Here is an 18,767-nt window from a genome sequence, read left to right as displayed (position 1 = left end):
TCTGATTGCGACACCATCCAGTTAGTGCTAAATTTGACACTAAATTTAGCATCAAGGATAACATCATGACGGTTCAGCCTATTCTCGCCGATTCCGCGGTCAGCATCAGCGATTTTAAAAAATCGCCCAATGCCGCCCTAAAAGAAGCGCACGGACAACCGGTCGCCGTCCTGACCAACGGTAAAATTTCGGGATATTACGTCTCACCGGAAACCTGGGAGGCGATCGCGGAATACCTTGAAGATATCGAACTCGCTGAAATCGTTCGTTCACGGATGAACGGCAAACGCGTTAAGGTCAATTTGGATGACTTATAAGCTTGAATTCGAAGAACATGCACTGAAGGAATTCAAAAAACTGTCCCCGGTGATCCGGGAACAGTTCAAAAAAAAGCTGGCATCGGTGCTGGTTAATCCCCACATCCCAGCCAACAAACTCGCCGGTTTGCCCGATTGCTACAAAATCAAACTCAGAGCCTCAGGCTTTCGTTTGGTCTATCGCGTCATAGAGACGGAGATCGTGGTTCTGGTCCTTTCTGTAGGCAAACGCGAACGTTCAGCGGCTTACACCTCTGCCAAAAGCGCCTTTAACGCCGCACCAGCAGCGTCAGCACTTCGTAGTGCGCGGTATGCGGGAACATGTCGAACAGTTGCACCCGTTCGATGCGGTAGCCCGGCAACATCTCGATATCTTTCGCCATGCTCTCGGCGTTGCAGCTGGAATAGAGAATATATTCCGGCGCCATCCGGCTCAAATAATCGCACAGTGCCTGGCCGATGCCGCGCCGCGGCGGGTTGACCAGCACCAGCTGCGGCACCTGACCTTCGGCGGTGGCGAAGCGGGTGGAATCGAGGGCCTGAAAATCAACGTGCTGCAACCCCAACCGCTGCGCCGATTGGCGCGCGCAGGCGATCGCTTCCGCGCTGATTTCGATGCCGGTCAGGCGCGTTTGCGGCTGCGCGCAGTGCAAGCCGAAACCGCCGACGCCGCAAAACAGATCCCACATGCTGTCGATGCCCAGTGCGCGCACCCAGTCGCGGGCGGTGGCATAGAGCTCGGCGGCCACCTGCGGGTTGGTCTGGAAGAAACTTTGCGGACGGATGAACAGCGGCACTTGATTGAACTGTTCCTCCAGCGCCTGCTGTTCGGTCAGCGCAATCTCACGCTCCCCTTCCATGATCGCCATATGCACCGGCTGAATATTGGCGGAGATCACCTTGAGCTGCGGCAACTGCTGCTGCAGCCACGGCAGCGCGGCGCGCAGCTGCGCCAGTTTGGTTTCCGAGCGCAACACGAAGCGCAGCATCACGCCGCCGTCTAACGTGCTTTCGGTCAACAACAGGTATTTCAGCTCGCCGCGTTTACGCGCCACGTTATACGGCGTCAGGCCCGCCCGGGCGATAAAGCTTTTCAGTACCGCAAACATCGGCGCAAAGCCGGCGGGGTACAGCGGGCAGTCGCTCAGATCGACCGGCGTGCCGTCGCGGTGCAGCATGCCGAGCAGCGGGCGCTCTACGCTGCCGCTGACCACCATCTTGGCCTTATTGCGAAATGCGCTCAGCTCCCCCGCCGCCGGCTGCAGCCACTGCGCGACGTCGCGCCCGGCCAGCAGCGATTGCAGGTGATGCTGTTTGTCGGCCAGTTGCTGCGGATAGGGCTTTTCCAGCCACTGACAGGAACGGCAGGTGCCCGCCGTATACAAAGCGCAATGCATGAAGGTTACCGTGAAGTTCAGGATGACGAATTAAGGGCGCAGAGTTTACCACTCCGCGCGCCTAAAATCTCACTTGCGCGCGGCGAAGAAGCGGCGGCTGGCGGCAGGAACGAACAGCAGCGCCAGGATCACCACGTCGGGGATTTTTTGCAGGATCAGAACGTGCAGGATTTGGCCGCTGGTTTCCCCTTCCACGGTGAATACCTCGGGGAAGACGCTGCCGATGGTGGCCAACAACAGGTAAAGCACCACGATGCACTGGCAGGCCACATAAGCCCAGCGCCCCCAGTTGCGACCGCGCATCACCGCAAAACCGCAGCTGATTTGCAGGCACAGCAGCATCAGGCCGGCTAGAAAGATAAAGGTGGAATCCCACGCCTGCGCGCTGGTGTTGACGAACTCCTGCGCGCCATCGACACCCAGTTCGCCCAACAACAGCACCACGCTGATGCACTTGATCGCGACCATGGCGGTACCCGCCACCATCACCGGCACCGGCGCATCTGCAGTCGATCTCATTCCCTGCCCGCTTTTCAGCATGTCTGACATATCCGTGTTCCGCTACGACGCGCCACCAATACAGGTGGCGCATGTAAAGTCAGGTAGTTAGTTGCAATACTTATTGATTGCAAAAATAGCAGGTTTGTTACGATTCAGCTACGGGCCGCCCGCTGCAATTCGCGCGATCGTTGTTTTTCCGAGCGCGCCATAAACCACCAGGCGATCAGGCCGATAATGCCCACCACCAGCAGGATCAAACTGGCCAACGCGTTAATTTCCGGGTTCACCCCCATGCGCACGCTGGAGAACACCAGCATCGGCAGCGTGGTGGCGCCCGGGCCGGAGACGAAGCTGGCGATCACCAGGTCATCCAGCGACAGGGTGAACGCCAGCATCCAGCCGGAGATCAGCGCCGGCGCGATCATCGGCAAGGTGATGACGAAGAACACCTTCAGCGGCGTCGCCCCCAGATCCATCGCCGCCTCTTCAATTGAACGATCCACCTCGCGTAGGCGCGAGCTGATGACCACCGCTACGTAAGCGGTACAGAAGGTGACATGCGCCAGCCAGATGGTGAACATGCCGCGTTCCGACGGCCAACCGAAAGCGTGCCCCATCGCCACGAACAGCAGCAGCAGCGACAGGCCGGTGATCACGTCCGGCATGACCAGCGGCGCGGTCAGCATAAACGCGAAGCCGGTTGAACCGCGAAAGCGGCCGAAACGCACCATCACCACGGCGGCGATAGCGCCCAATACCACCGCAGCGGTGGCGGAAGCGGCGGCGATGGTCAGGCTAAGCCCCACCGCGCTAATCATCGCCGAATCGTGGAACAGTTCGGTATACCAGCGCGTGGACCAGCCGGCCCACACCGTCACCAGCTTGGAGCTGTTAAAAGAGTAGATCACCAGCATCAGCATCGGCGCATACAGGAAGGTAAAGCCGATCGTCAGGATGGCGATACGCCACGGTGAACGCACTACCGGCAAGTTGTTCATTCCTGCCCCCCCATTTCCTTGTTCTGATGCTTGTGGAACCACAAAATTGGCACGATCAGCAGCACCAGCATGACGGTGGCGACCGCCGAGGCCACCGGCCAGTCGCGGTTATTGAAGAACTCCTGCCACAGCACGCGGCCGATCATGATGCTGTCCGGCCCGCCGAGCAGTTCCGGGATCACGAACTCGCCCACCGCCGGAATGAACACCAGCATCGAACCGGCGATGATGCCGCCGCGCGTCAGCGGCACGATCACGCTGAAGAAGGTTTTCAGCGGCCGGGCGCCCAGATCCAGCGATGCCTCCACCAGCGAGTAATCCAGCCGGATCAACGCCGTGTAGATCGGCAACACCATAAACGGCAGGTAGGAATAGACAATGCCGATATACACCGCCAGATTGGTATGCAGGATCACCAGCGGCTGATCGATCACCCCTAACCACATCAGGAAGTTATTCAGCGTGCCGTTGTTTTTCAGAATGCCCATCCAGGCGTAAACGCGGATCAGGAACGAGGTCCAGGAAGGCAGGATCACCAGCAGCAGCAGAATATTGCGGGTCGAGGCCTTGCTGTGGGCCACCGCCCAGGCCAGCGGATAGCCGATGAACAGGCAGCACAGCGTCGAGACCGCCGCCACGCGCAGCGACTGCAGGTAGGCGTCGATATACAGCGGATCGTCGGTCAGCTGCAGGTAGTTGGCGAAGTTAAGCGCGATGTTCAGCTTGCCGTCCGCCCAGCTCAGCAGCTCGGTGTAGGGTGGCACCGCCAGCGCCAGATCCGCCAGGCTGATCTTGAACACGATCAGGAACGGCAGCATAAACAGCAGCGTTAGCCATAAATACGGCAGTGCGATCACCAGCTTGCGGCCGTGGGCCATCAGCAGGCGGTGGAACAGCGCCTTGAGGCCGCCGGGCGTTTTGGCCGGCGGTTCCGGCGTGCGTTCAGAAAGCAGGGTCATACGGGTTACTCCTCACCGGCTCCACTACACCGTCAACACTACGCAGCTGTCGGTTTCCCAACACAAACGCACTTCATCGCCCCAGGTAGGCATCCCTTTGCGAAAACGGTGGCCGTTTTGCAGCTGGGCGCTGATGATCTGGCCGCTGTGCAATTTCACGTGGTAGATGGACAGATCGCCCAGGTAAGAAATGTGCGCCACTTCCCCCACCGCGAAGTTGCAGCCGTCTTCCGGCACCTGTTCGCACAGCAGGATCTTTTCCGGCCGCAGCGCCACCTGGATCGGCACGCCGTCCACCACCGAAGCGTCCGGATCGACCTTGATCGCATGGCGCAGCCCAGGGCTTTGCAGGATCAGCGCGTCGTCGTGGCGCTCCAGCAGCACACAGTCGAAGACGTTGACCGAGCCGATGAATTCGGCGCTGAAGCGGCTGTTCGGATGCTCGTAGATCTCTTCCGGTTCACCGATCTGCACGAACTTGCCGCGGTTCATGATGGCGATGCGCCCCGCCATGGTCATCGCCTCCTCCTGATCGTGGGTTACCATCACGCAGGTTACGCCGACACGCTCCAGAATGTCGGTCACTTCCAGCTGCATGCGATCGCGCAGCTTCTTGTCCAATGCACCCATCGGCTCATCCAGCAACAGCAGCTTCGGCCGCTTGGCCAGGCTGCGCGCCAGCGCCACCCGCTGCCGCTGGCCGCCGGAAAGCTGGTGCGGCTTGCGTTTGGCGAACTCTTGCATGTGCACCAGCGCCAGCATTTCCGCCACCCGCTCGGCGATCTCCGCCCGTGGCATTTTGTCCTGCTTCAGGCCGAAGGCGATGTTCTGCTCCACCGTCATGTGCGGGAACAGCGCATAGGATTGGAACATCATGTTGATCGGCCGCTGGTACGGCGGCACATGCGACATGTCCTGCCCGTCGAGCACGATCTGCCCTTCCGACGGCTGCTCAAAGCCGGCCAGCATGCGCAGCAAGGTGGACTTGCCGCAGCCGGACGGGCCGAGCAACGCAAAGATCTCGCCTTTATAGATGGTGAGGCTGACGTCTTCGACCGCGTTCTGCCCGCCGAACGTTTTGGTGAGGTTACGAATTTCCAGCAGAGGGGTGAAAACCTTCTGCGACTTGGTTTGAGGACGAGGAATGGCGTCGTTCAATCGGGGTGCTCTCCGGCGTAAAGCGCTACAACACCACGGCGCGCGCCGTGGCCCAAAACGGCGATGCAGGCGGGGGGTACCCGCCTGCCGGTTTACCGATATTCAGGGGATATTCCCCATCATCACTTCCCGCTTTTAACTTTAGTCCATGCGCGGGTAATGACACGATCCAGCTTCGGCGACTGCACGTTGAGCGTGAACAGCTTGGCGCGGATGTCGGCCGGCGGATAGACGTTCGGGTTATCGCGCACTTCGGCGCTCACCAGCGGCGTCGCGTCCTTCACGGCGTTGGCGTAGTAAACATGGTTGCTGATGTCCGCCATCACGTCCGGCTTCAGCAGGAAGTTCAGGAACTGATAGGCGGCGTCCTTATTCTTGGCGTCCGCCGGCATGGCGAACATGTCAAAATAGGTCAATGCGCCCTCTTTCGGGATTGCGTAGGCGACGTTCACGCCGTTTTTCGCCTCTTTGGCACGGTTGGCCGCCTGCATCACGTCGCCGGACCAGCCGATGGCCACGCAGATATCGCCGTTCGCCAGATCGTTGATGTACTGCGAAGAGTGGAAATAGCGAATGTTAGGCCGCAGCTTCAGCAGCAGATCGTTGGCCGCGCCGGTGTAGTCCGCCGCGTTGGTGCTGTTGGGATCCTTGCCCAGGTAATGCAGCACCGTGGCGTAGACCTCGCTCGGCGCATCGAGGAAGGAAACGCCGCAGCTCTTGAGCTTCTCGAGGTTTTCCGGCTTGAAGATCAGATCCCAACTGTTGACCGGCGCGTCTTTGCCCAGCGCCGCTTTCACCTTATCGACGTTATAGCCGATGCCGGTGGTCACCATCATGTACGGAATACCGTATTTGTTGTCTTTGTCGTTATGCGCCACCAGCTTCAGCATCTCGGGATCGAGATTGTTGTAGTTGGGGATCTTGCTCTTGTCGAGCGGCTCGAAGATGCCGGCCTGCGATTGACGCTCGAGGAAGTTGGATGAAGGGACGACCAAATCGTAACCGGTGCTGCCCGCCATGAGTTTGCCTTCCAACACTTCGTTGGAGTCAAAGACGTCGTACACCACCTTGATACCGGTTTCCTTCTGGAATTTGGCCAGGGTATCCGGCGCGATATAGTCGGACCAGTTATACACGTGCAGCGTTTTCTCTTCGGCTGACGCCGTGACGGACGCGGCCATCAGCAGGCCGGCAACCACACCCGATAACCACTTTTTACGTTGGGTGACCATCCGTAACTTCCTCCAAAACAGGGTGAATCATAGAATTGAACTTGTATCTGCAGCGATACAAAACCTTTCCTGATTGAGCGCAATCGTTGCAACCGCGAACTGAATGGCTATGCATATGATTGCATACGCCTTTTTGCACTGCCCTGCTCGCGTGGTCACAAGGGAAATCGCAAGCCCTTAGCAGAATCAGCAGCATAGCCGCTGCGGCCTGAACCCGCCAGCCCCTGGAGGAAAAAACGCCTTTTATCGATTTTTTATGCAGTTTTTCTCTATGTGATACGCCATTAGCGGCGTAAACGGCGAGAAAGATCGGGCGGCAAAGGCCAAAGTGCAGAATATCTTATTGCGGAGGGAAATAACGGCTGCATGCCGCCGGAAACAGCGGCATGCTTAATGTACGGCGAGGATCAGTGCAGCATCGGCTGGCGCACGGCGCCAGCGGGGATCTCTTCTTCGTCCCCCATAAACAGCAGATCGTTCGCCCGTGCTTCGAGGATCACCATCGATACCTGCTCTTCGCCCTGTTGCATGAAGTGGGTGAACTGCTCGTAGGTGACGCCGACCGCCACGCTCAGCGACTGGCAGACGATCAGCTTCGGCAGGTTGTCGTCCTGAATGTCGACAAACGCCTTGATAGTGAGCGAACTGGCGTTGATCTGGCTCAGATCCGCCACCAGCGGGATCAGCGCAGTCGGCTTCACCTCGGCCAACGCGGAGAACAGAATGACGTTGTCCACCAGATCAATCTTGGCGTCGAACACGCCGTCGAAGTTCTGCATGTGCGGCAGGTGCAGCGCCTGGCAGGAATCGCACTCAAAGAAAGAAATGCCCGACTGATCCAGCCAGCGCCGCAACAGCGCCAAATCGGGGACAATGAGTGAATCCATATAGCCAGCCTCACAATATTCAAAACGTGAAAAGGCGCATAGCTTACGGAATATTCACCCGATACGCCACGATCAATGCGGCTTAATTCACTATTTCAGATATTGCACGGCGGGAAAAGCGCGCCGCCCACCCCGTCAACCGCCCGATTTCAGGCGGAATCCCGGCCGACCGCGCTGCTCGATGTAGTCGATCATCATGCCGGCGATGTCCAGCCCGGTGGTGGTTTCTACCCCTTCCAGCCCCGGTGAAGCATTGACCTCCATCACCAGCGGGCCGCGCTCGGCGCGCAGGATATCCACCCCGGCGACGTCCAGCCCCAGCGTGCTCGCCGCTTTGACCGCGATCGCCCGCTCCCTGGCGGTGATGGTCACTTTGCGCGCGGTGCCGCCGCGGTGCAGGTTGGAACGAAATTCGCCCGGCTTGGCCTGGCGCTCGATGGCGGCCACCACCCGGCCGCCCACCACCAGGCAGCGCACGTCGCGCCCCTGCGCCTCGCGCACGTACTCCTGCACCAGAATGTGGGCATTCAGCCCGCGAAAGGCGTCGATCACGCTTTCCGCCGCCTGCCGGGTTTCCGCCAGCACCACCCCGATGCCCTGCGTGCCTTCCACCAGCTTGACCACCAGCGGCGCGCCGCCGACCAGCTCAATGAGATCGCCGGTATCGTCCGGTGAATGGGCGAAGCCGGTGATCGGCAGATCGATGCCCTGCCGCGCCAGCAACTGCAGCGAGCGCAATTTGTCGCGGGCGCGGGTAATGGCTACGGATTCGTTTAACGGATAGCTGCCGAGCAGCTCGAACTGGCGCAGCACTGCGGTGCCGTAAAAGGTGATGGCGGAGCCGATGCGCGGGATCACCGCGTCATAGCGTTCCAGCTGGCGGCCGCGGTAGTGGATGGTCGGCGCCGCCGGATTGATGTTCATATAACAGGAGAGCGGATCGATGATATCGATGCTGTGCCCGCGATCTTCCGCCGCTTCACGCAGCCGCTTGCATGAGTACAGCGTTCCGTCGCGAGAAAGAATGGCAATTTTCACTCGTCACTCCAAAAAGGCCAACGCCTGCCCCGCAGGCGGGTTAGCGGCCGCGGCGTTCAGGCGCGCGGATCGCTGTCCTGATGTTTTTTCGATGCGTCCGTATCATGCGGCCTGCGGCGATCGTTTTCCGGCGGCAGGCCGCCGCGCATCAGTGGCCCGAAGCCCTGCACCACGCGCCATACCAGAAACGCCGCCGCCGGCACCATCAGCGCCACGCCGAGGAAAATCATGCCGACCGCCGCCTGCTGCGACGCCAGCCAGCCCGGCAACTGCAGGTGGCCATGAATGCTGAGGTAGGCCAGCACCAACATCACGATGCCCAGCCCTTCCAACACCAGCACCGGACGCGGTAAGTCTCCGAATGAACGCATATTTTTCTTCTCCAGAAGGTCTGCCCCCAGTGTAGTGAATTCCCGTCAACGGCGACAGCCCCGGTGGACTAATTGGTTACATGAATCAGATTAACAGGTAATTCCTGCTTTTTTTTCATGGCTTCAACGGGCATAGTAGGCGCCATCTGATGCGGGTAATGACTTTTTCGGTGACGGGATGTCGTTGCGATCGCGAATAATTTATTGAAAATCCAATCTAAGGAGCGTTGCATGTTTGCAGTAATCTTCGGGCGTCCTGGCTGTCCTTATTGTGTCCGCGCTAAAGAGCTGGCGGAAAAACTGACTGAAGAACGCGACGATTTCAACTTCCGTTACGTTGACATCCACGCGGAAGGCATCACTAAGGCCGATCTGGAAAAAACCGTCGGCAAACCGGTTGAAACCGTGCCGCAGATCTTCCTGGATGAGAAGCACATCGGCGGTTGCACTGATTTCGAAGCTTACGCGAAAGAACACCTGAACCTGTTCCAGTAAGTTCTTGAACGACGAAAAAGGCGCTTAACGCGCCTTTTTTTATTGCCGCTGCCGCCGGTGCAGCTGTTGCAGCGCCTGCAACAGACCGAGGGCGAACAGCATCAGCATCGCGCCAAACACGCACCAGAACACCGCGCTGGTGGCGTAAGCCAGCTCCTGCCAGAACGAAGAGGACGGCGTCAGCCAGAAGTGGCGGATCACCAGGCACAGTGGCAATGCATACAGCGCGCCCAGCAGCGGGCAAAGCAGCCGCTTGCGGCTCGACAGATAGCTGGCGATCGCACCGGGGACAACGAACAGCAGCAGGCCGGTTTCGCCGTGGTGCTCATGATCCGTGCTGCCGAACAGGCCGGTTTGCTGGCCGAGAAACACCAGGCTGAACAACAGAAAACAGCTGAGAATGCCCAGCCAATATCTATAACTCGTCATGCGAATTCTCCCCCGCCCAATTACTGCATCAATAGAAATCAGTCCGGTCACCCGTGCGGTGACGCTGAACCGAATTTTTTCCTTGGTCAAAAGAGAGTTAAATGCGCACGGCGGCGCAGGAAATCAGCTTTCTGTGCTGGCTGTCATCGGTCATAGCGTCTAGAATGAACGCCGCCGAACGATGGTTCGCTTCGCCTTACGCTGGTGGTGATTTATGACGTCGTTTTAAGGCTGAATTTATCTCTTATAGTTATCTATATCAAGCACTTACTGGTAAACAATAAGTTATCCTCCGTGAACATAAACGTCGCTAGTTTGTTAAACGGTAACTACATTCTGTTACTGTTCGTGGTACTCGCACTGGGGCTGTGCCTCGGTAAACTCCGTCTGGGCTCCGTCCAACTCGGTAATTCCATTGGCGTTTTGGTGGTTTCGCTGCTGCTCGGCCAGCAACACTTCGCCATTAACACCGAGGCGCTGAATCTCGGCTTCATGCTGTTTATTTTCTGCGTCGGCGTGGAAGCCGGGCCCAACTTTTTCTCGATTTTCTTCCGCGACGGTAAAAATTACCTGATGCTGGCGCTGGTGATGGTCGGCTCGGCGATGGTGATCGCCATCGGTCTCGGCAAGCTGTTCCACTGGGACATCGGCCTGACCGCCGGCATGTTGGCCGGATCGATGACCTCGACCCCAGTGCTGGTGGGCGCCGGCGATACGCTGCGCAACACCATCGTCAACGGCCCGGCGCTGCTGGCGGCGCAGGATCATCTGAGCCTCGGCTATGCCCTCACCTACCTGATCGGTCTGGTCAGCCTGATCTTCGGCGCGCGTTACCTGCCGAAGCTGCAGCACCAGGATCTGTCCACCTCCGCCCAACAGATCGCCCGCGAGCGCGGCCTGGACACCGACAGCCAACGCAAGGTCTACCTGCCGGTGATCCGCGCCTACCGCGTCGGCCCCGAGCTGGTGGCCTGGGCCGACGGCAAGAACCTGCGCGAGCTGGGCATCTATCGCCAGACCGGCTGCTACATCGAACGCATCCGCCGCAACGGCATTCTGGCCAACCCGGACGGCGACGCGGTGCTGCAGGTGGGCGATGAGATTTCGCTGGTCGGCTACCCGGACGCCCACGCGCGGCTGGACCCGAGCTTCCGCAACGGCAAGGAAGTGTTCGATCGCGATCTGCTCGACATGCGCATCGTCACCGAAGAGATCGTGGTGAAGAACAGCAACGCGGTGAACAAGCGCCTGAGCCAGCTGAAGCTGACCGACCACGGCTGCTTCCTCAACCGCGTGATCCGCAGCCAGATCGAAATGCCGATCGATGACAGCATCGTGCTCAACAAAGGCGACGTACTGCAGGTGAGCGGCGACGCGCGCCGGGTGAAGAGCGTGGCGGAGAAGATTGGCTTTATCTCGATCCACAGCCAGGTGACCGACCTGCTGGCGTTCTGCGCCTTCTTCATCATCGGCCTGCTGATCGGCCAGATCACCATTCAGTTCAGCAACTTCTCGTTCGGCATCGGCAACGCCGCCGGCCTGCTGATGTCCGGCATCATGCTCGGCTTCCTGCGCGCCAACCACCCGACCTTCGGCTACATTCCGCAGGGCGCGCTGAACATGGTGAAAGAGTTTGGCCTGATGGTGTTTATGGCGGGCGTGGGCCTGAGCGCCGGTGCCGGCATCGGCCACAGCCTGGGCGCGGTCGGCGGCCAGATGCTGATCGCCGGGCTGATCGTCAGCCTGGTGCCGGTGATTATCTGCTTCCTGTTCGGCGCCTACGTGCTGCGCATGAACCGCGCCCTGCTGTTTGGCGCCATCATGGGCGCCCGCACCTGCGCGCCGGCGATGGAAATTATCAGCGATACCGCGCGCAGCAACATCCCGGCGTTGGGCTACGCCGGCACCTACGCCATCGCTAACGTGCTGTTAACGCTGGCGGGTTCACTCATCGTGGTGCTATGGCCGGGCATACTCGGCTGATCGATTAGCAGGAGAGATGGATCGGCGATAAAAATATTTTGATTTTTTTGTCGCCGGCCAGAACTTTCGTTTGGGGCCGCAGTCTGAATTAGTGCCACTGCTTTTCTTTGATGTCCCCATTTTGTGGAGCCCGATAATCCCGCCTTTTAGGTTCAAGATTATCGGGTTTTTTGTTGCCTGAAACAGCCCACATACCTGCTGTCGCTGCCTCGTCGTCAGGCATAAAGCATCCTGCCTCTGGGTGTCGCTTACGCCAGCATCCCCATCAATGTGCAGGTTTCAACATAGAAACGCTGCTTGTGGGTTCGCCACTGTTCAAAGAGATGGCGTCACAAACGGTACTTAACAACAGCGCTCTCGTCGCTGTCGGCTGGTGCTCTTTGGTGGCTCATCCCGTCATCTTCCTGTATGTCATCACGTCATGGTACTGCACCGGAAGAAGACCAGCATTGTCCCCCATGAGAGCCGAGGCGAACTAATTCACCTGTTTTACTTTTTCTTTAATTTTAATTAGCTTTTTTATATACGCATTGCTCTTATCCCCTTTATCTACCTCCGCAGAAATCAGAGAGAGGAAGCTGTCATTAAAGTCATCTTCGGCTAACGGATTAGCCCCATGAGCCAAAAGAACCTCAATGTGATCTGGGCAACTGTTATACAACGCATTAATTAATGGCGTTCTGTTCATCGCGCCTTTGATGTCAACATGAACTTGGTATGCAATTAACATCTTTAATGTTTCGGTGTTCGCCGCATCAAAACTTTCAAATATAATGGGCTGATTATGAACCTTATCCCTAGCATTTGGAGAAAGTCCGCCCTCTAACATAGCTTGTATCCATACGCCTTTATTCGCCTTCATAACAAATTCAGCTGGGCTACTCCCCCCCTCAGCTCTTGGCTGCAGTGGGTCTGCTCCCGCCTTGACCAGATCCGTAATGATCTTGAGCCGCTCTGGCGTGTTCTTGTCAAAGATAGCGTTATTTATCGCCCAGAATAGCAACGTCATCTCCGCCTTGCCCGGCCGGTTTAACGTCTCTTTGCTTACCGTCGGTAACATCGCATTCAGCTTCTGTCTCTCGCCTTCGTAGATAACTTTTGCGATAGCCAACTGTGTCCCTTCAAAATAATCTTGTGGCTGTAGATCCCTACCTTGTTCGCATCCCTGCATCATGAGCATCGACAGCAACATGATAATGATAAGAGCGCTGTGCCTCATGCCATCTCCATTTTTAACATAACCACGGACCAACTTAGCTTTATTACCGTATCAGTATCCCTCTACACCCTTGGGATACTGAGAACGACTTATTGACTGACAGGAGCAGGCGGCCATTTCCCACCACGCTTAATTAGCTCGTCTTTGATGCGCTCAAGAGACGCTTTCGCCTCGCTGCCGTCCTGACTTCTATTAATCATCCGTTGCAGTTGATTGCCCATCGTCCAACCCGAGTTGCCTCTTATATCGCTATCGGCGCCTTTTTCTAATAGAAGAATGACGTGGTCATAGGAGTGATAATCTAAAGCATCGATGAGTAACGTATCACCCAGTGAATTTCTTATATTTATATCAGCGCCATGCTCCAACATGACCTTTAATGTCTCTGTATTCTTCGCGAGAATACTTTTAAATATAATGGGTTTATTGTTAATTTTATCTTTTGCATTAGGAGATAGCCCTCCATCTAACATAGATTTTATCCAGATTCCCTTATCTGCTTTCATAACATACTCAGCGGGACTGCTTCTCCCTTCCGGCCTTGGCTGCAATGGGTCTGCCCCCGCCTTGACCAGATCCGTAATGATCTTGAGTCGCTCTGGCGTGTTCTTGTCAAAGATAGCGTTATTTATCGCCCAGAATAGCAACGTCATCTCCGCCTTGCCCGGCCGGTTTAACGTTTCTTTACTTACCGTCGGTAAAACCTTATCCAGCTTTTGTCTGTCACCCTCGTAGATGATGTTGGCGATGTCCAGCTGCGTCCCTTCAAAATAATCCTGTGGTTGTAAATCCATACCTTGTTTGCACCCCTGCATGATGAGCGTAGACACTACCATCGTGATAATGAGTATGATTTTTTTCATATTCTTCCCTTGATTGTGGCAATGTCATCGTCTTTTTCATTTTCAATGCATTGTATCGCCTGGTCTATACCGTGCTTGTCAAGCAGTGAGCCTGTTCCACCGGGAAGCGTGTGCTTTATTCCCACAGCGTCAGGTGCCAACATGGACAGCCGTTCTTTCGCCATCACCGCAGGCGGATAAAATTTGAGGTCTTTGGCATCCTCCCACAAATCAACCTCCTGCAGCTTGGTCAACAGCTCCCCTTTTACGCGATACGCCTGAATATTATCGGCGCTGCCTATTATCGAACCGCCGTATTTTTCGACGGTTCCCGCATTCAGGCCTGCTGCATTAAACGTCCAAGCCGGTTTGCCGCTGGCCATGGAAGTCGCGGAAGCCATGCCACCGCCTAATGAATGACCTGCAACGTCAATATTTGATACTTTCGAAATTTTATCGCCAATTATAACGGCTTGTTTGTAGTATTCCGAATTAAACCCCAACCCCTGAGCGCCGTTATTTGACCAGTCACTCAGGTTTTTAATCCCTGACAAATCGCCGTTCAATAACGCTTTCTGGGCAGCCTTGCTTATTCCCTCCGGAAATTCGGGCGCACGCGATCCGCGGAACACTACCGTCGGATTCATCGCTTTACCAAAGACCCTCTCATCTGGCTGATAAACCCGAGCCAGAAAGCCCGGTGTATCCTCATCGTCATAGAGCATATCTTTGCTTAAACCGAGTTTACCCAGCGCCCCATCATTGTTACTGATATCCTTCCAGCCTTCGGGGATATCGATCGTGTCCTTGAGCGGGTTAGTGGTCTTGTAAACATTCTCAGCCAGTTTCGCCTTTTCGACGGCAACGTTGTTCTCCGCCAGGCGCTGTGCCGCCATGCGCGCATCCGGATAAATGCTGCGGTTGCCTCGCCCTATCAGATACTGGCGTTCTTGCCAGCGTTCTGCCTTGGTCATCGGACGGATAGCCTGCACCGTGGCGGCGACGGTTGCCACTGCGGTCGCGATCGCTTGTTGCAGCGGGGGATTGCGGGTCGTATTCTGCCTCGCCGGCAGTAGCGTCGGTTTTGCCCGGTGGCCATAGCGGCTGACCATTTCTTCATAGCGGGCTATCACGCGCCCGGTAGGATAAAAGGCGGGAAGAGAGCTACCTGGATAGCGCTGTAATCGGCCTTCCGCATCGACGTAAAAGGCATATTTCGTCGGCGTCCAGGCACCCATACCCTCATCAATCGCCAGCAAGCCGCCCCGGTTGATATCATCGAGAGCGCTGCGCTTCACCGCCGCATCCTCACGATAACCGGTGACGCCAATACCGGATTGAGTATTGCGGGTAATCGGATACCGGCTGCTTATCGATATGCCGGCCGCGCCGCCGAACAGATAATGCCGTTCCAGCTCATGCCGCGCTGCTGTTGGGTTGAGTATCCGGCAAAAGCTTTCCGGCGCCGTGTGTTCAGAGGAGAAATGAATCAGTTTCATACGGTGCCTGCCCACTCGCAGGGTTCCGTAGCCGGCACCGGCGCCCCCTCATTGCGCAACTCGGCAGGTGTGCAGTTGTTACGGTGCTCGTCGAGCGTTAGCGAACGATAACGCATTGGATATCCTTATCTTCTGTGTCACTCCTGAATAGGGTATGGGCAAAATTATCACAATTCAGTAAAGATTTCTTTGCTCTATTTCTATACGCACGCATCTTCTCCCATCCGTGCAGCAGCGTGCTTCCAGCGCCCTTGTGAAGAGGTATTCACTTGCGTATTTCGTTGTCAGGTCGCGGCTAAAAGCCACGTCCGAAAGCAATCAGTCGAGTGTCAACGATGCGGGAATGATAAGGAGACAGGAAGGAGAAAGGCTCCGCCAACCGGGGATGGTTAGCGGAGCGGCGTCAGCGGCGTCAGCGGCGTCAGGCGGCGGTTATTTCTGCTCGGCCTGGCTTACGGTGTCTTCCGCTTTCCAGATGCGGTATTTCACTTCCGCGTCTTTCGGCGCATACACCACGATCGGCAGGCGGCTGTTGTAGCGCTGCATCGCGGCGTCGCCCAGGTTAGCGGCGATGAATTTCTTGGTCTTGGTGTTATCCGGGCAGGCCATCATGGTCGAGGCCGGCTCGGAAAGCTTCTCCAGCACCAGGTAGTCGTAGCCCCAGCCAGACAATGTTTTGGTCTCCAGGGTGCCGCCAATCATATGGCGGTTGCAGTCCACTTCCAGCGTCTTGCCGATCAGCAGCTCGACCTTATAGTTCTCTTCGTGCTCTTGCTTCGGCAGGTAGATCACCTGGCGGTTCATGCCTTTCTCGGCTTTCGGGTAAGGCGCGACCTTTTCCAGCGGCTGTTTGCTGATATCCGCGTCATCGCCAGAGGTAGCCGCCATGGCGCTGGCGGAAACGGCCATCAGCAGGCCGGAAAATACAACGGATGCCTTGTTCATGTTTATCCCTACACTTTTTGTCAAATAATCCGCCTATAAACTAATACACTACCGCCAAGCTCGCCACAGGTTTAATCTTCTTTACAATAGGCGATAAATAGTGACAATCGCCTGGTATCGTCGATTATCTGGAGCAATGGTTCAGTGTGTCTTCAGTTGGGCGATATAGGCCTTCACCACCTGATAGACGTAATCCTGGCACGCCAGCCCGGTTTGCGGATCGTATTTGCCCTGATTGGTGATGTTGTTGGACAACACGCGAATGCCGACGAACGGCACCTTGAACTCGGCGGCAATCTGCGCAGCGGAGGCGGTCTCCATCTCTTCGACCGACGTCCGGTAGCTGTCGTGGAAATAGCGAATGCGATCCAGCTCGCTGTTCCACACGTCGGCCGAACCGATCACCCCTTCCACTACTTTGCCCTGTCGGTAATCGCTCTTAACGCTTTGCGCAATCGCCAGCAGTTTGGGGTCGGCGGGAAACTGACGCAGGCTGTGCGCCTTTTGGTCCTCACCGGCGCTGCCCTTGGAAGCCAACAGATCCATCGGCTGCCACTTCCGCGAGTCGCTGCCTTCCCCCAACGCCTTGACCGGCGTTTTGAACGCCCCAAGATTGACCGAATATTTGCCCAGCACGATGTCATACACCTTAAGGGCCGGATCGTGACCGCCGGCAGTGCCCTGGTTGATGATCGCCACCGGATGGAACTGCGTGGCGGCAATCGCCGTGGCCGCCGCCGCATTGGACATGCCCTTCAGGGTCTCCGACACCACCACCGGGTAGCCGTCTACGGTGCCGTGCCAAAAGCGCCAGCCGCCGATCTGCTCCTCACGCGGGTTCTCCAGCCGCTGGGCGAAACGTTCCGCTTCCACTGGCATTGCGCCCTGCACCACGATTGGCCCGGTGGCCGCAGGTTGGCCAAAGCTCAGCGGAGAAAAGGCCGCACCGGCAGCCGCCAACAGTAAGACACGCGCTTTATTCTTCATCACCACACTCTCATCCCGAAAAAGCAAACGATTACCTTAGCCGAAGGCGGTAGCGTCGGATAGGGTTTTCTTACCGGCGGACTAAGGTTTTCTTAAGACAGAATTATTACAGTGGCGTCATTCAATCCTGTCACCGAGCCTGCGCGTGAATCCAGAATCGTCATTAAATCAATCCTCAACGGCACCGCAAATTAAGACAACCGCCCTTTACTCCCTGCCGACATCCTTTTACCGTTGGCAGGCTTTTGGCCTGCTGCTCAGCGGCCTGGTGTTCCTGTGGCTCTCCCGCAACGAACAGCTGGACTGGGCGATCAGCAACTATTGGTTCGATGCCGCCAGCGGGCATTTCCCGTGGCAAAACAATTATTGGCTGGATCTGATCAACCACCGTCTGTTGAAGCAGATTGTGATTGTTGGGGCGGTGCTGACGCTGTTTTGGGGTATCTATCGCCGCAGCGCGCGCCTGATCGTGACCATGCTGCTTATCGGCATCGGTCCTCTGGTGGTGGGTATTCTCAAGGCCACCAGCGCGCACTCCTGCCCGTGGGATCTGATCGAATACGGCGGTAAGGCGATGTCCTTCCCGCTGTTTGGCGCGCAGCCAGCGCTGCCAGGCCCCGGCCGCTGTTTCCCCGGTGGGCACGCCTCGAGCGGTTTCGCGATCATGGCGTTGTTTTTCCTGTTTTATCCGCAACGTCCGCGCCTGGCATGGTGGTGCTGGTGCGGCGGCATTGCGCTCGGCATGTTGATGGGCTTTGGCCAGATCATGCGCGGCGCACATTTTCTTACCCATAACCTGTGGGCAGGTTGGTGGGTTTGGTTAAGCCAGTTGGCTATTTATTGGACGGTTAGCGGCTATTGGCGCCGCAAGACGAGGTAACGGTTATGGAACAGTTGAACCATTTTCTTTTCGCCTGGATCAATGCGACCCCGGCGTCTCCTGAATGGATGATCGATTTCGCCACCTTTTTGGCGCGCGACCTGATCATCATCGTGCCGCTGCTGATCGTCGGCCTGTGGCTGTGGGGGCCGCAAAGCCAGCTGGTATCGCAACGCCAGGTGGTGGCGAAAACCACTATCGCGCTGCTGTTCGCCATGCTCGCCGCCGCCACCATCGGTGCGCTGCTGCCGCATGAGCGTCCGTTCGTCGCCGGCGTCGGCTATACCTTCCTGCCGCACGCACCGGACAGCTCGTTCCCGAGCGATCACGGCACCGCCATCTTTACCTTTGCGCTGGCGTTCCTGTTCTGGCACCGCGTCTGGTCCGGCGTGCTGCTGATGATCGTCGCCGCCGGCATCGCCTGGTCGCGCGTTTACCTCGGCGTGCACTGGCCGCTGGATATGGTCGGCGGTTTCCTGCTCGGCATGGTCGGCTGCTTGTTTGCCCAACTGGTGTGGAATCTGTTCGGCGATGTCATCGCCGACAAGCTGTCGCGCCTGTATCGTTTCCTGTTCGCCTTCGCCATTCGCCGCGGCTGGGTAAAAGAGTAATCGCACAACATGACAGGGG

General features: G+C 57.2%; 21 protein-coding genes and 1 pseudogene. 6 read left to right on the top strand and 16 right to left on the bottom strand.

What is annotated here, in order from left to right:
• Nucleotides 1-65 precede the first annotated feature (65 nt).
• On the top strand, nucleotides 66-317 hold the full coding sequence (locus AAIE04_RS04125; RefSeq protein WP_498576548.1) for a type II toxin-antitoxin system Phd/YefM family antitoxin: 252 nt from the start codon (nucleotides 66-68) through the stop codon (nucleotides 315-317).
• Nucleotides 307-579 (top strand): annotated as a pseudogene (locus tag AAIE04_RS04120) (type II toxin-antitoxin system RelE family toxin); the annotation flags it as partial. The gene AAIE04_RS04125 and the pseudogene AAIE04_RS04120, both read left to right, overlap by 11 nt.
• 7 nt (nucleotides 580-586) lie before the next feature.
• On the opposite strand, the gene rlmC reads toward AAIE04_RS04120, so the two are convergent.
• From rlmC to AAIE04_RS04075, 9 genes are all read right to left on the bottom strand, one after another.
• The gene (gene rlmC / locus AAIE04_RS04115; RefSeq protein WP_074054624.1) at nucleotides 587-1,714 is read right to left on the bottom strand and encodes a 23S rRNA (uracil(747)-C(5))-methyltransferase RlmC; all 1,128 of its coding nucleotides are present in this window, start codon (nucleotides 1,712-1,714) and stop codon (nucleotides 587-589) included.
• Nucleotides 1,715-1,783: 69 nt separating this feature from the next.
• Entirely contained in the window at nucleotides 1,784-2,263 is a 480-nt protein-coding gene (locus tag AAIE04_RS04110; protein ID WP_025159686.1) for a YbjO family protein, read from the bottom strand.
• 104 nt (nucleotides 2,264-2,367) lie between these two features.
• Nucleotides 2,368-3,213: a putrescine ABC transporter permease PotI gene (gene potI / locus AAIE04_RS04105; protein ID WP_019454580.1), complete on the bottom strand. Its 846-nt coding sequence runs from the start codon at nucleotides 3,211-3,213 to the stop codon at nucleotides 2,368-2,370.
• Nucleotides 3,210-4,172: a putrescine ABC transporter permease PotH gene (gene potH, locus AAIE04_RS04100; RefSeq protein WP_498576547.1), complete on the bottom strand. Its 963-nt coding sequence runs from the start codon at nucleotides 4,170-4,172 to the stop codon at nucleotides 3,210-3,212. The genes potI and potH overlap by 4 nt, the downstream gene beginning before the upstream one ends.
• A 24-nt stretch (nucleotides 4,173-4,196) precedes the next feature.
• Entirely contained in the window at nucleotides 4,197-5,330 is a 1,134-nt protein-coding gene (gene potG, locus AAIE04_RS04095) for a putrescine ABC transporter ATP-binding subunit PotG (protein WP_498576546.1), read from the bottom strand.
• A 122-nt stretch (nucleotides 5,331-5,452) separates the two neighbouring features.
• Entirely contained in the window at nucleotides 5,453-6,562 is a 1,110-nt protein-coding gene (gene potF, locus AAIE04_RS04090; protein WP_498576545.1) for a spermidine/putrescine ABC transporter substrate-binding protein PotF, read from the bottom strand.
• Between the two features lie 407 nt (nucleotides 6,563-6,969).
• The gene (locus AAIE04_RS04085; RefSeq protein WP_019454584.1) at nucleotides 6,970-7,449 is read right to left on the bottom strand and encodes a type III secretion system chaperone family protein; all 480 of its coding nucleotides are present in this window, start codon (nucleotides 7,447-7,449) and stop codon (nucleotides 6,970-6,972) included.
• A 135-nt stretch (nucleotides 7,450-7,584) separates the two neighbouring features.
• Nucleotides 7,585-8,487: a 30S ribosomal protein S6--L-glutamate ligase gene (gene rimK / locus AAIE04_RS04080; RefSeq protein ID WP_063919107.1), complete on the bottom strand. Its 903-nt coding sequence runs from the start codon at nucleotides 8,485-8,487 to the stop codon at nucleotides 7,585-7,587.
• A gap of 56 nt (nucleotides 8,488-8,543) precedes the next feature.
• The gene (locus AAIE04_RS04075) at nucleotides 8,544-8,858 is read right to left on the bottom strand and encodes a YbjC family protein (RefSeq protein ID WP_074054628.1); all 315 of its coding nucleotides are present in this window, start codon (nucleotides 8,856-8,858) and stop codon (nucleotides 8,544-8,546) included.
• 231 nt (nucleotides 8,859-9,089) lie between these two features.
• Between AAIE04_RS04075 and AAIE04_RS04070 the strand changes: the two genes are divergently transcribed.
• Nucleotides 9,090-9,353 carry a GrxA family glutaredoxin gene (locus AAIE04_RS04070; RefSeq protein WP_004938676.1) on the top strand — a complete coding sequence of 88 codons (264 nt, stop codon included), beginning with the start codon at nucleotides 9,090-9,092 and terminating at the stop codon, nucleotides 9,351-9,353.
• A gap of 39 nt (nucleotides 9,354-9,392) precedes the next feature.
• On the opposite strand, the gene AAIE04_RS04065 is transcribed toward AAIE04_RS04070, so the two are convergent.
• Nucleotides 9,393-9,782: an inner membrane protein YbjM gene (locus AAIE04_RS04065; protein WP_074054629.1), complete on the bottom strand. Its 390-nt coding sequence runs from the start codon at nucleotides 9,780-9,782 to the stop codon at nucleotides 9,393-9,395.
• Nucleotides 9,783-10,076: 294 nt separating this feature from the next.
• Here AAIE04_RS04065 and AAIE04_RS04060 point away from each other — a divergent pair, with 294 nt between their 5' ends.
• The gene (locus tag AAIE04_RS04060) at nucleotides 10,077-11,765 is read left to right on the top strand and encodes an aspartate:alanine antiporter (RefSeq protein ID WP_004938680.1); all 1,689 of its coding nucleotides are present in this window, start codon (nucleotides 10,077-10,079) and stop codon (nucleotides 11,763-11,765) included.
• 88 nt (nucleotides 11,766-11,853) lie between these two features.
• Here the strand turns inward: AAIE04_RS04060 and AAIE04_RS04055 are convergent, their stop codons facing one another.
• The 6 genes from AAIE04_RS04055 to AAIE04_RS04030 form a co-directional block, all read right to left on the bottom strand.
• Entirely contained in the window at nucleotides 11,854-11,988 is a 135-nt protein-coding gene (locus AAIE04_RS04055; RefSeq protein ID WP_255428167.1) for a hypothetical protein, read from the bottom strand.
• A 252-nt stretch (nucleotides 11,989-12,240) separates the two neighbouring features.
• A complete protein-coding gene (locus tag AAIE04_RS04050; RefSeq protein ID WP_498576544.1) occupies nucleotides 12,241-12,984 on the bottom strand; it encodes an ankyrin repeat domain-containing protein in 744 nt (247 codons plus the stop codon).
• An 89-nt stretch (nucleotides 12,985-13,073) separates the two neighbouring features.
• A complete protein-coding gene (locus AAIE04_RS04045; RefSeq protein ID WP_498576543.1) occupies nucleotides 13,074-13,847 on the bottom strand; it encodes an ankyrin repeat domain-containing protein in 774 nt (257 codons plus the stop codon).
• Nucleotides 13,844-15,325 carry a Tle-like phospholipase domain-containing protein gene (locus AAIE04_RS04040; RefSeq protein WP_498576542.1) on the bottom strand — a complete coding sequence of 494 codons (1,482 nt, stop codon included), beginning with the start codon at nucleotides 15,323-15,325 and terminating at the stop codon, nucleotides 13,844-13,846. The genes AAIE04_RS04045 and AAIE04_RS04040 overlap by 4 nt, the downstream gene beginning before the upstream one ends.
• A 432-nt stretch (nucleotides 15,326-15,757) precedes the next feature.
• Nucleotides 15,758-16,270: a serine protease inhibitor ecotin gene (gene eco, locus AAIE04_RS04035; RefSeq protein WP_004938683.1), complete on the bottom strand. Its 513-nt coding sequence runs from the start codon at nucleotides 16,268-16,270 to the stop codon at nucleotides 15,758-15,760.
• A gap of 141 nt (nucleotides 16,271-16,411) precedes the next feature.
• Nucleotides 16,412-17,257, bottom strand: coding sequence for a 5'-methylthioadenosine/S-adenosylhomocysteine nucleosidase (locus AAIE04_RS04030; RefSeq protein ID WP_498576637.1), 846 nt, complete (start codon nucleotides 17,255-17,257; stop codon nucleotides 16,412-16,414).
• A gap of 145 nt (nucleotides 17,258-17,402) precedes the next feature.
• Here AAIE04_RS04030 and AAIE04_RS04025 point away from each other — a divergent pair, with 145 nt between their 5' ends.
• Nucleotides 17,403-18,137: a phosphatase PAP2 family protein gene (locus AAIE04_RS04025; RefSeq protein ID WP_197667417.1), complete on the top strand. Its 735-nt coding sequence runs from the start codon at nucleotides 17,403-17,405 to the stop codon at nucleotides 18,135-18,137.
• Between the two features lie 5 nt (nucleotides 18,138-18,142).
• Nucleotides 18,143-18,748 carry an undecaprenyl-diphosphate phosphatase gene (gene ybjG, locus AAIE04_RS04020; RefSeq protein WP_025159691.1) on the top strand — a complete coding sequence of 202 codons (606 nt, stop codon included), beginning with the start codon at nucleotides 18,143-18,145 and terminating at the stop codon, nucleotides 18,746-18,748.
• Nucleotides 18,749-18,767 lie beyond the last annotated feature (19 nt).

The organism is Serratia sp. Ae19-1 (genome assembly GCF_059801225.1).
Note: the sequence above shows the minus strand (reverse complement) of the source record. Positions and strands in the feature narration are given on the sequence as shown.

What these genes read in the sequence shown, in the direction of transcription:
- AAIE04_RS04125 (WP_498576548.1), top strand. Translation starts at nt 66, where the DNA reads ATGACGGTTCAGCCTATTCTCGCCGATTCCGCGGTCAGCATCAGCGAT.
- rlmC (WP_074054624.1), bottom strand. Translation starts at nt 1,714, where the DNA reads ATGCATTGCGCTTTGTATACGGCGGGCACCTGCCGTTCCTGTCAGTGG.
- AAIE04_RS04110 (WP_025159686.1), bottom strand. Translation starts at nt 2,263, where the DNA reads ATGTCAGACATGCTGAAAAGCGGGCAGGGAATGAGATCGACTGCAGAT.
- potI (WP_019454580.1), bottom strand. Translation starts at nt 3,213, where the DNA reads ATGAACAACTTGCCGGTAGTGCGTTCACCGTGGCGTATCGCCATCCTG.
- potH (WP_498576547.1), bottom strand. Translation starts at nt 4,172, where the DNA reads ATGACCCTGCTTTCTGAACGCACGCCGGAACCGCCGGCCAAAACGCCC.
- potF (WP_498576545.1), bottom strand. Translation starts at nt 6,562, where the DNA reads ATGGTCACCCAACGTAAAAAGTGGTTATCGGGTGTGGTTGCCGGCCTG.
- AAIE04_RS04085 (WP_019454584.1), bottom strand. Translation starts at nt 7,449, where the DNA reads ATGGATTCACTCATTGTCCCCGATTTGGCGCTGTTGCGGCGCTGGCTG.
- AAIE04_RS04075 (WP_074054628.1), bottom strand. Translation starts at nt 8,858, where the DNA reads ATGCGTTCATTCGGAGACTTACCGCGTCCGGTGCTGGTGTTGGAAGGG.
- AAIE04_RS04070 (WP_004938676.1), top strand. Translation starts at nt 9,090, where the DNA reads ATGTTTGCAGTAATCTTCGGGCGTCCTGGCTGTCCTTATTGTGTCCGC.
- AAIE04_RS04065 (WP_074054629.1), bottom strand. Translation starts at nt 9,782, where the DNA reads ATGACGAGTTATAGATATTGGCTGGGCATTCTCAGCTGTTTTCTGTTG.
- AAIE04_RS04055 (WP_255428167.1), bottom strand. Translation starts at nt 11,988, where the DNA reads ATGCCTGACGACGAGGCAGCGACAGCAGGTATGTGGGCTGTTTCAGGC.
- AAIE04_RS04050 (WP_498576544.1), bottom strand. Translation starts at nt 12,984, where the DNA reads ATGAGGCACAGCGCTCTTATCATTATCATGTTGCTGTCGATGCTCATG.
- AAIE04_RS04045 (WP_498576543.1), bottom strand. Translation starts at nt 13,847, where the DNA reads ATGAAAAAAATCATACTCATTATCACGATGGTAGTGTCTACGCTCATC.
- AAIE04_RS04040 (WP_498576542.1), bottom strand. Translation starts at nt 15,325, where the DNA reads ATGAAACTGATTCATTTCTCCTCTGAACACACGGCGCCGGAAAGCTTT.
- eco (WP_004938683.1), bottom strand. Translation starts at nt 16,270, where the DNA reads ATGAACAAGGCATCCGTTGTATTTTCCGGCCTGCTGATGGCCGTTTCC.
- AAIE04_RS04030 (WP_498576637.1), bottom strand. Translation starts at nt 17,257, where the DNA reads ATGAAGAATAAAGCGCGTGTCTTACTGTTGGCGGCTGCCGGTGCGGCC.
- ybjG (WP_025159691.1), top strand. Translation starts at nt 18,143, where the DNA reads ATGGAACAGTTGAACCATTTTCTTTTCGCCTGGATCAATGCGACCCCG.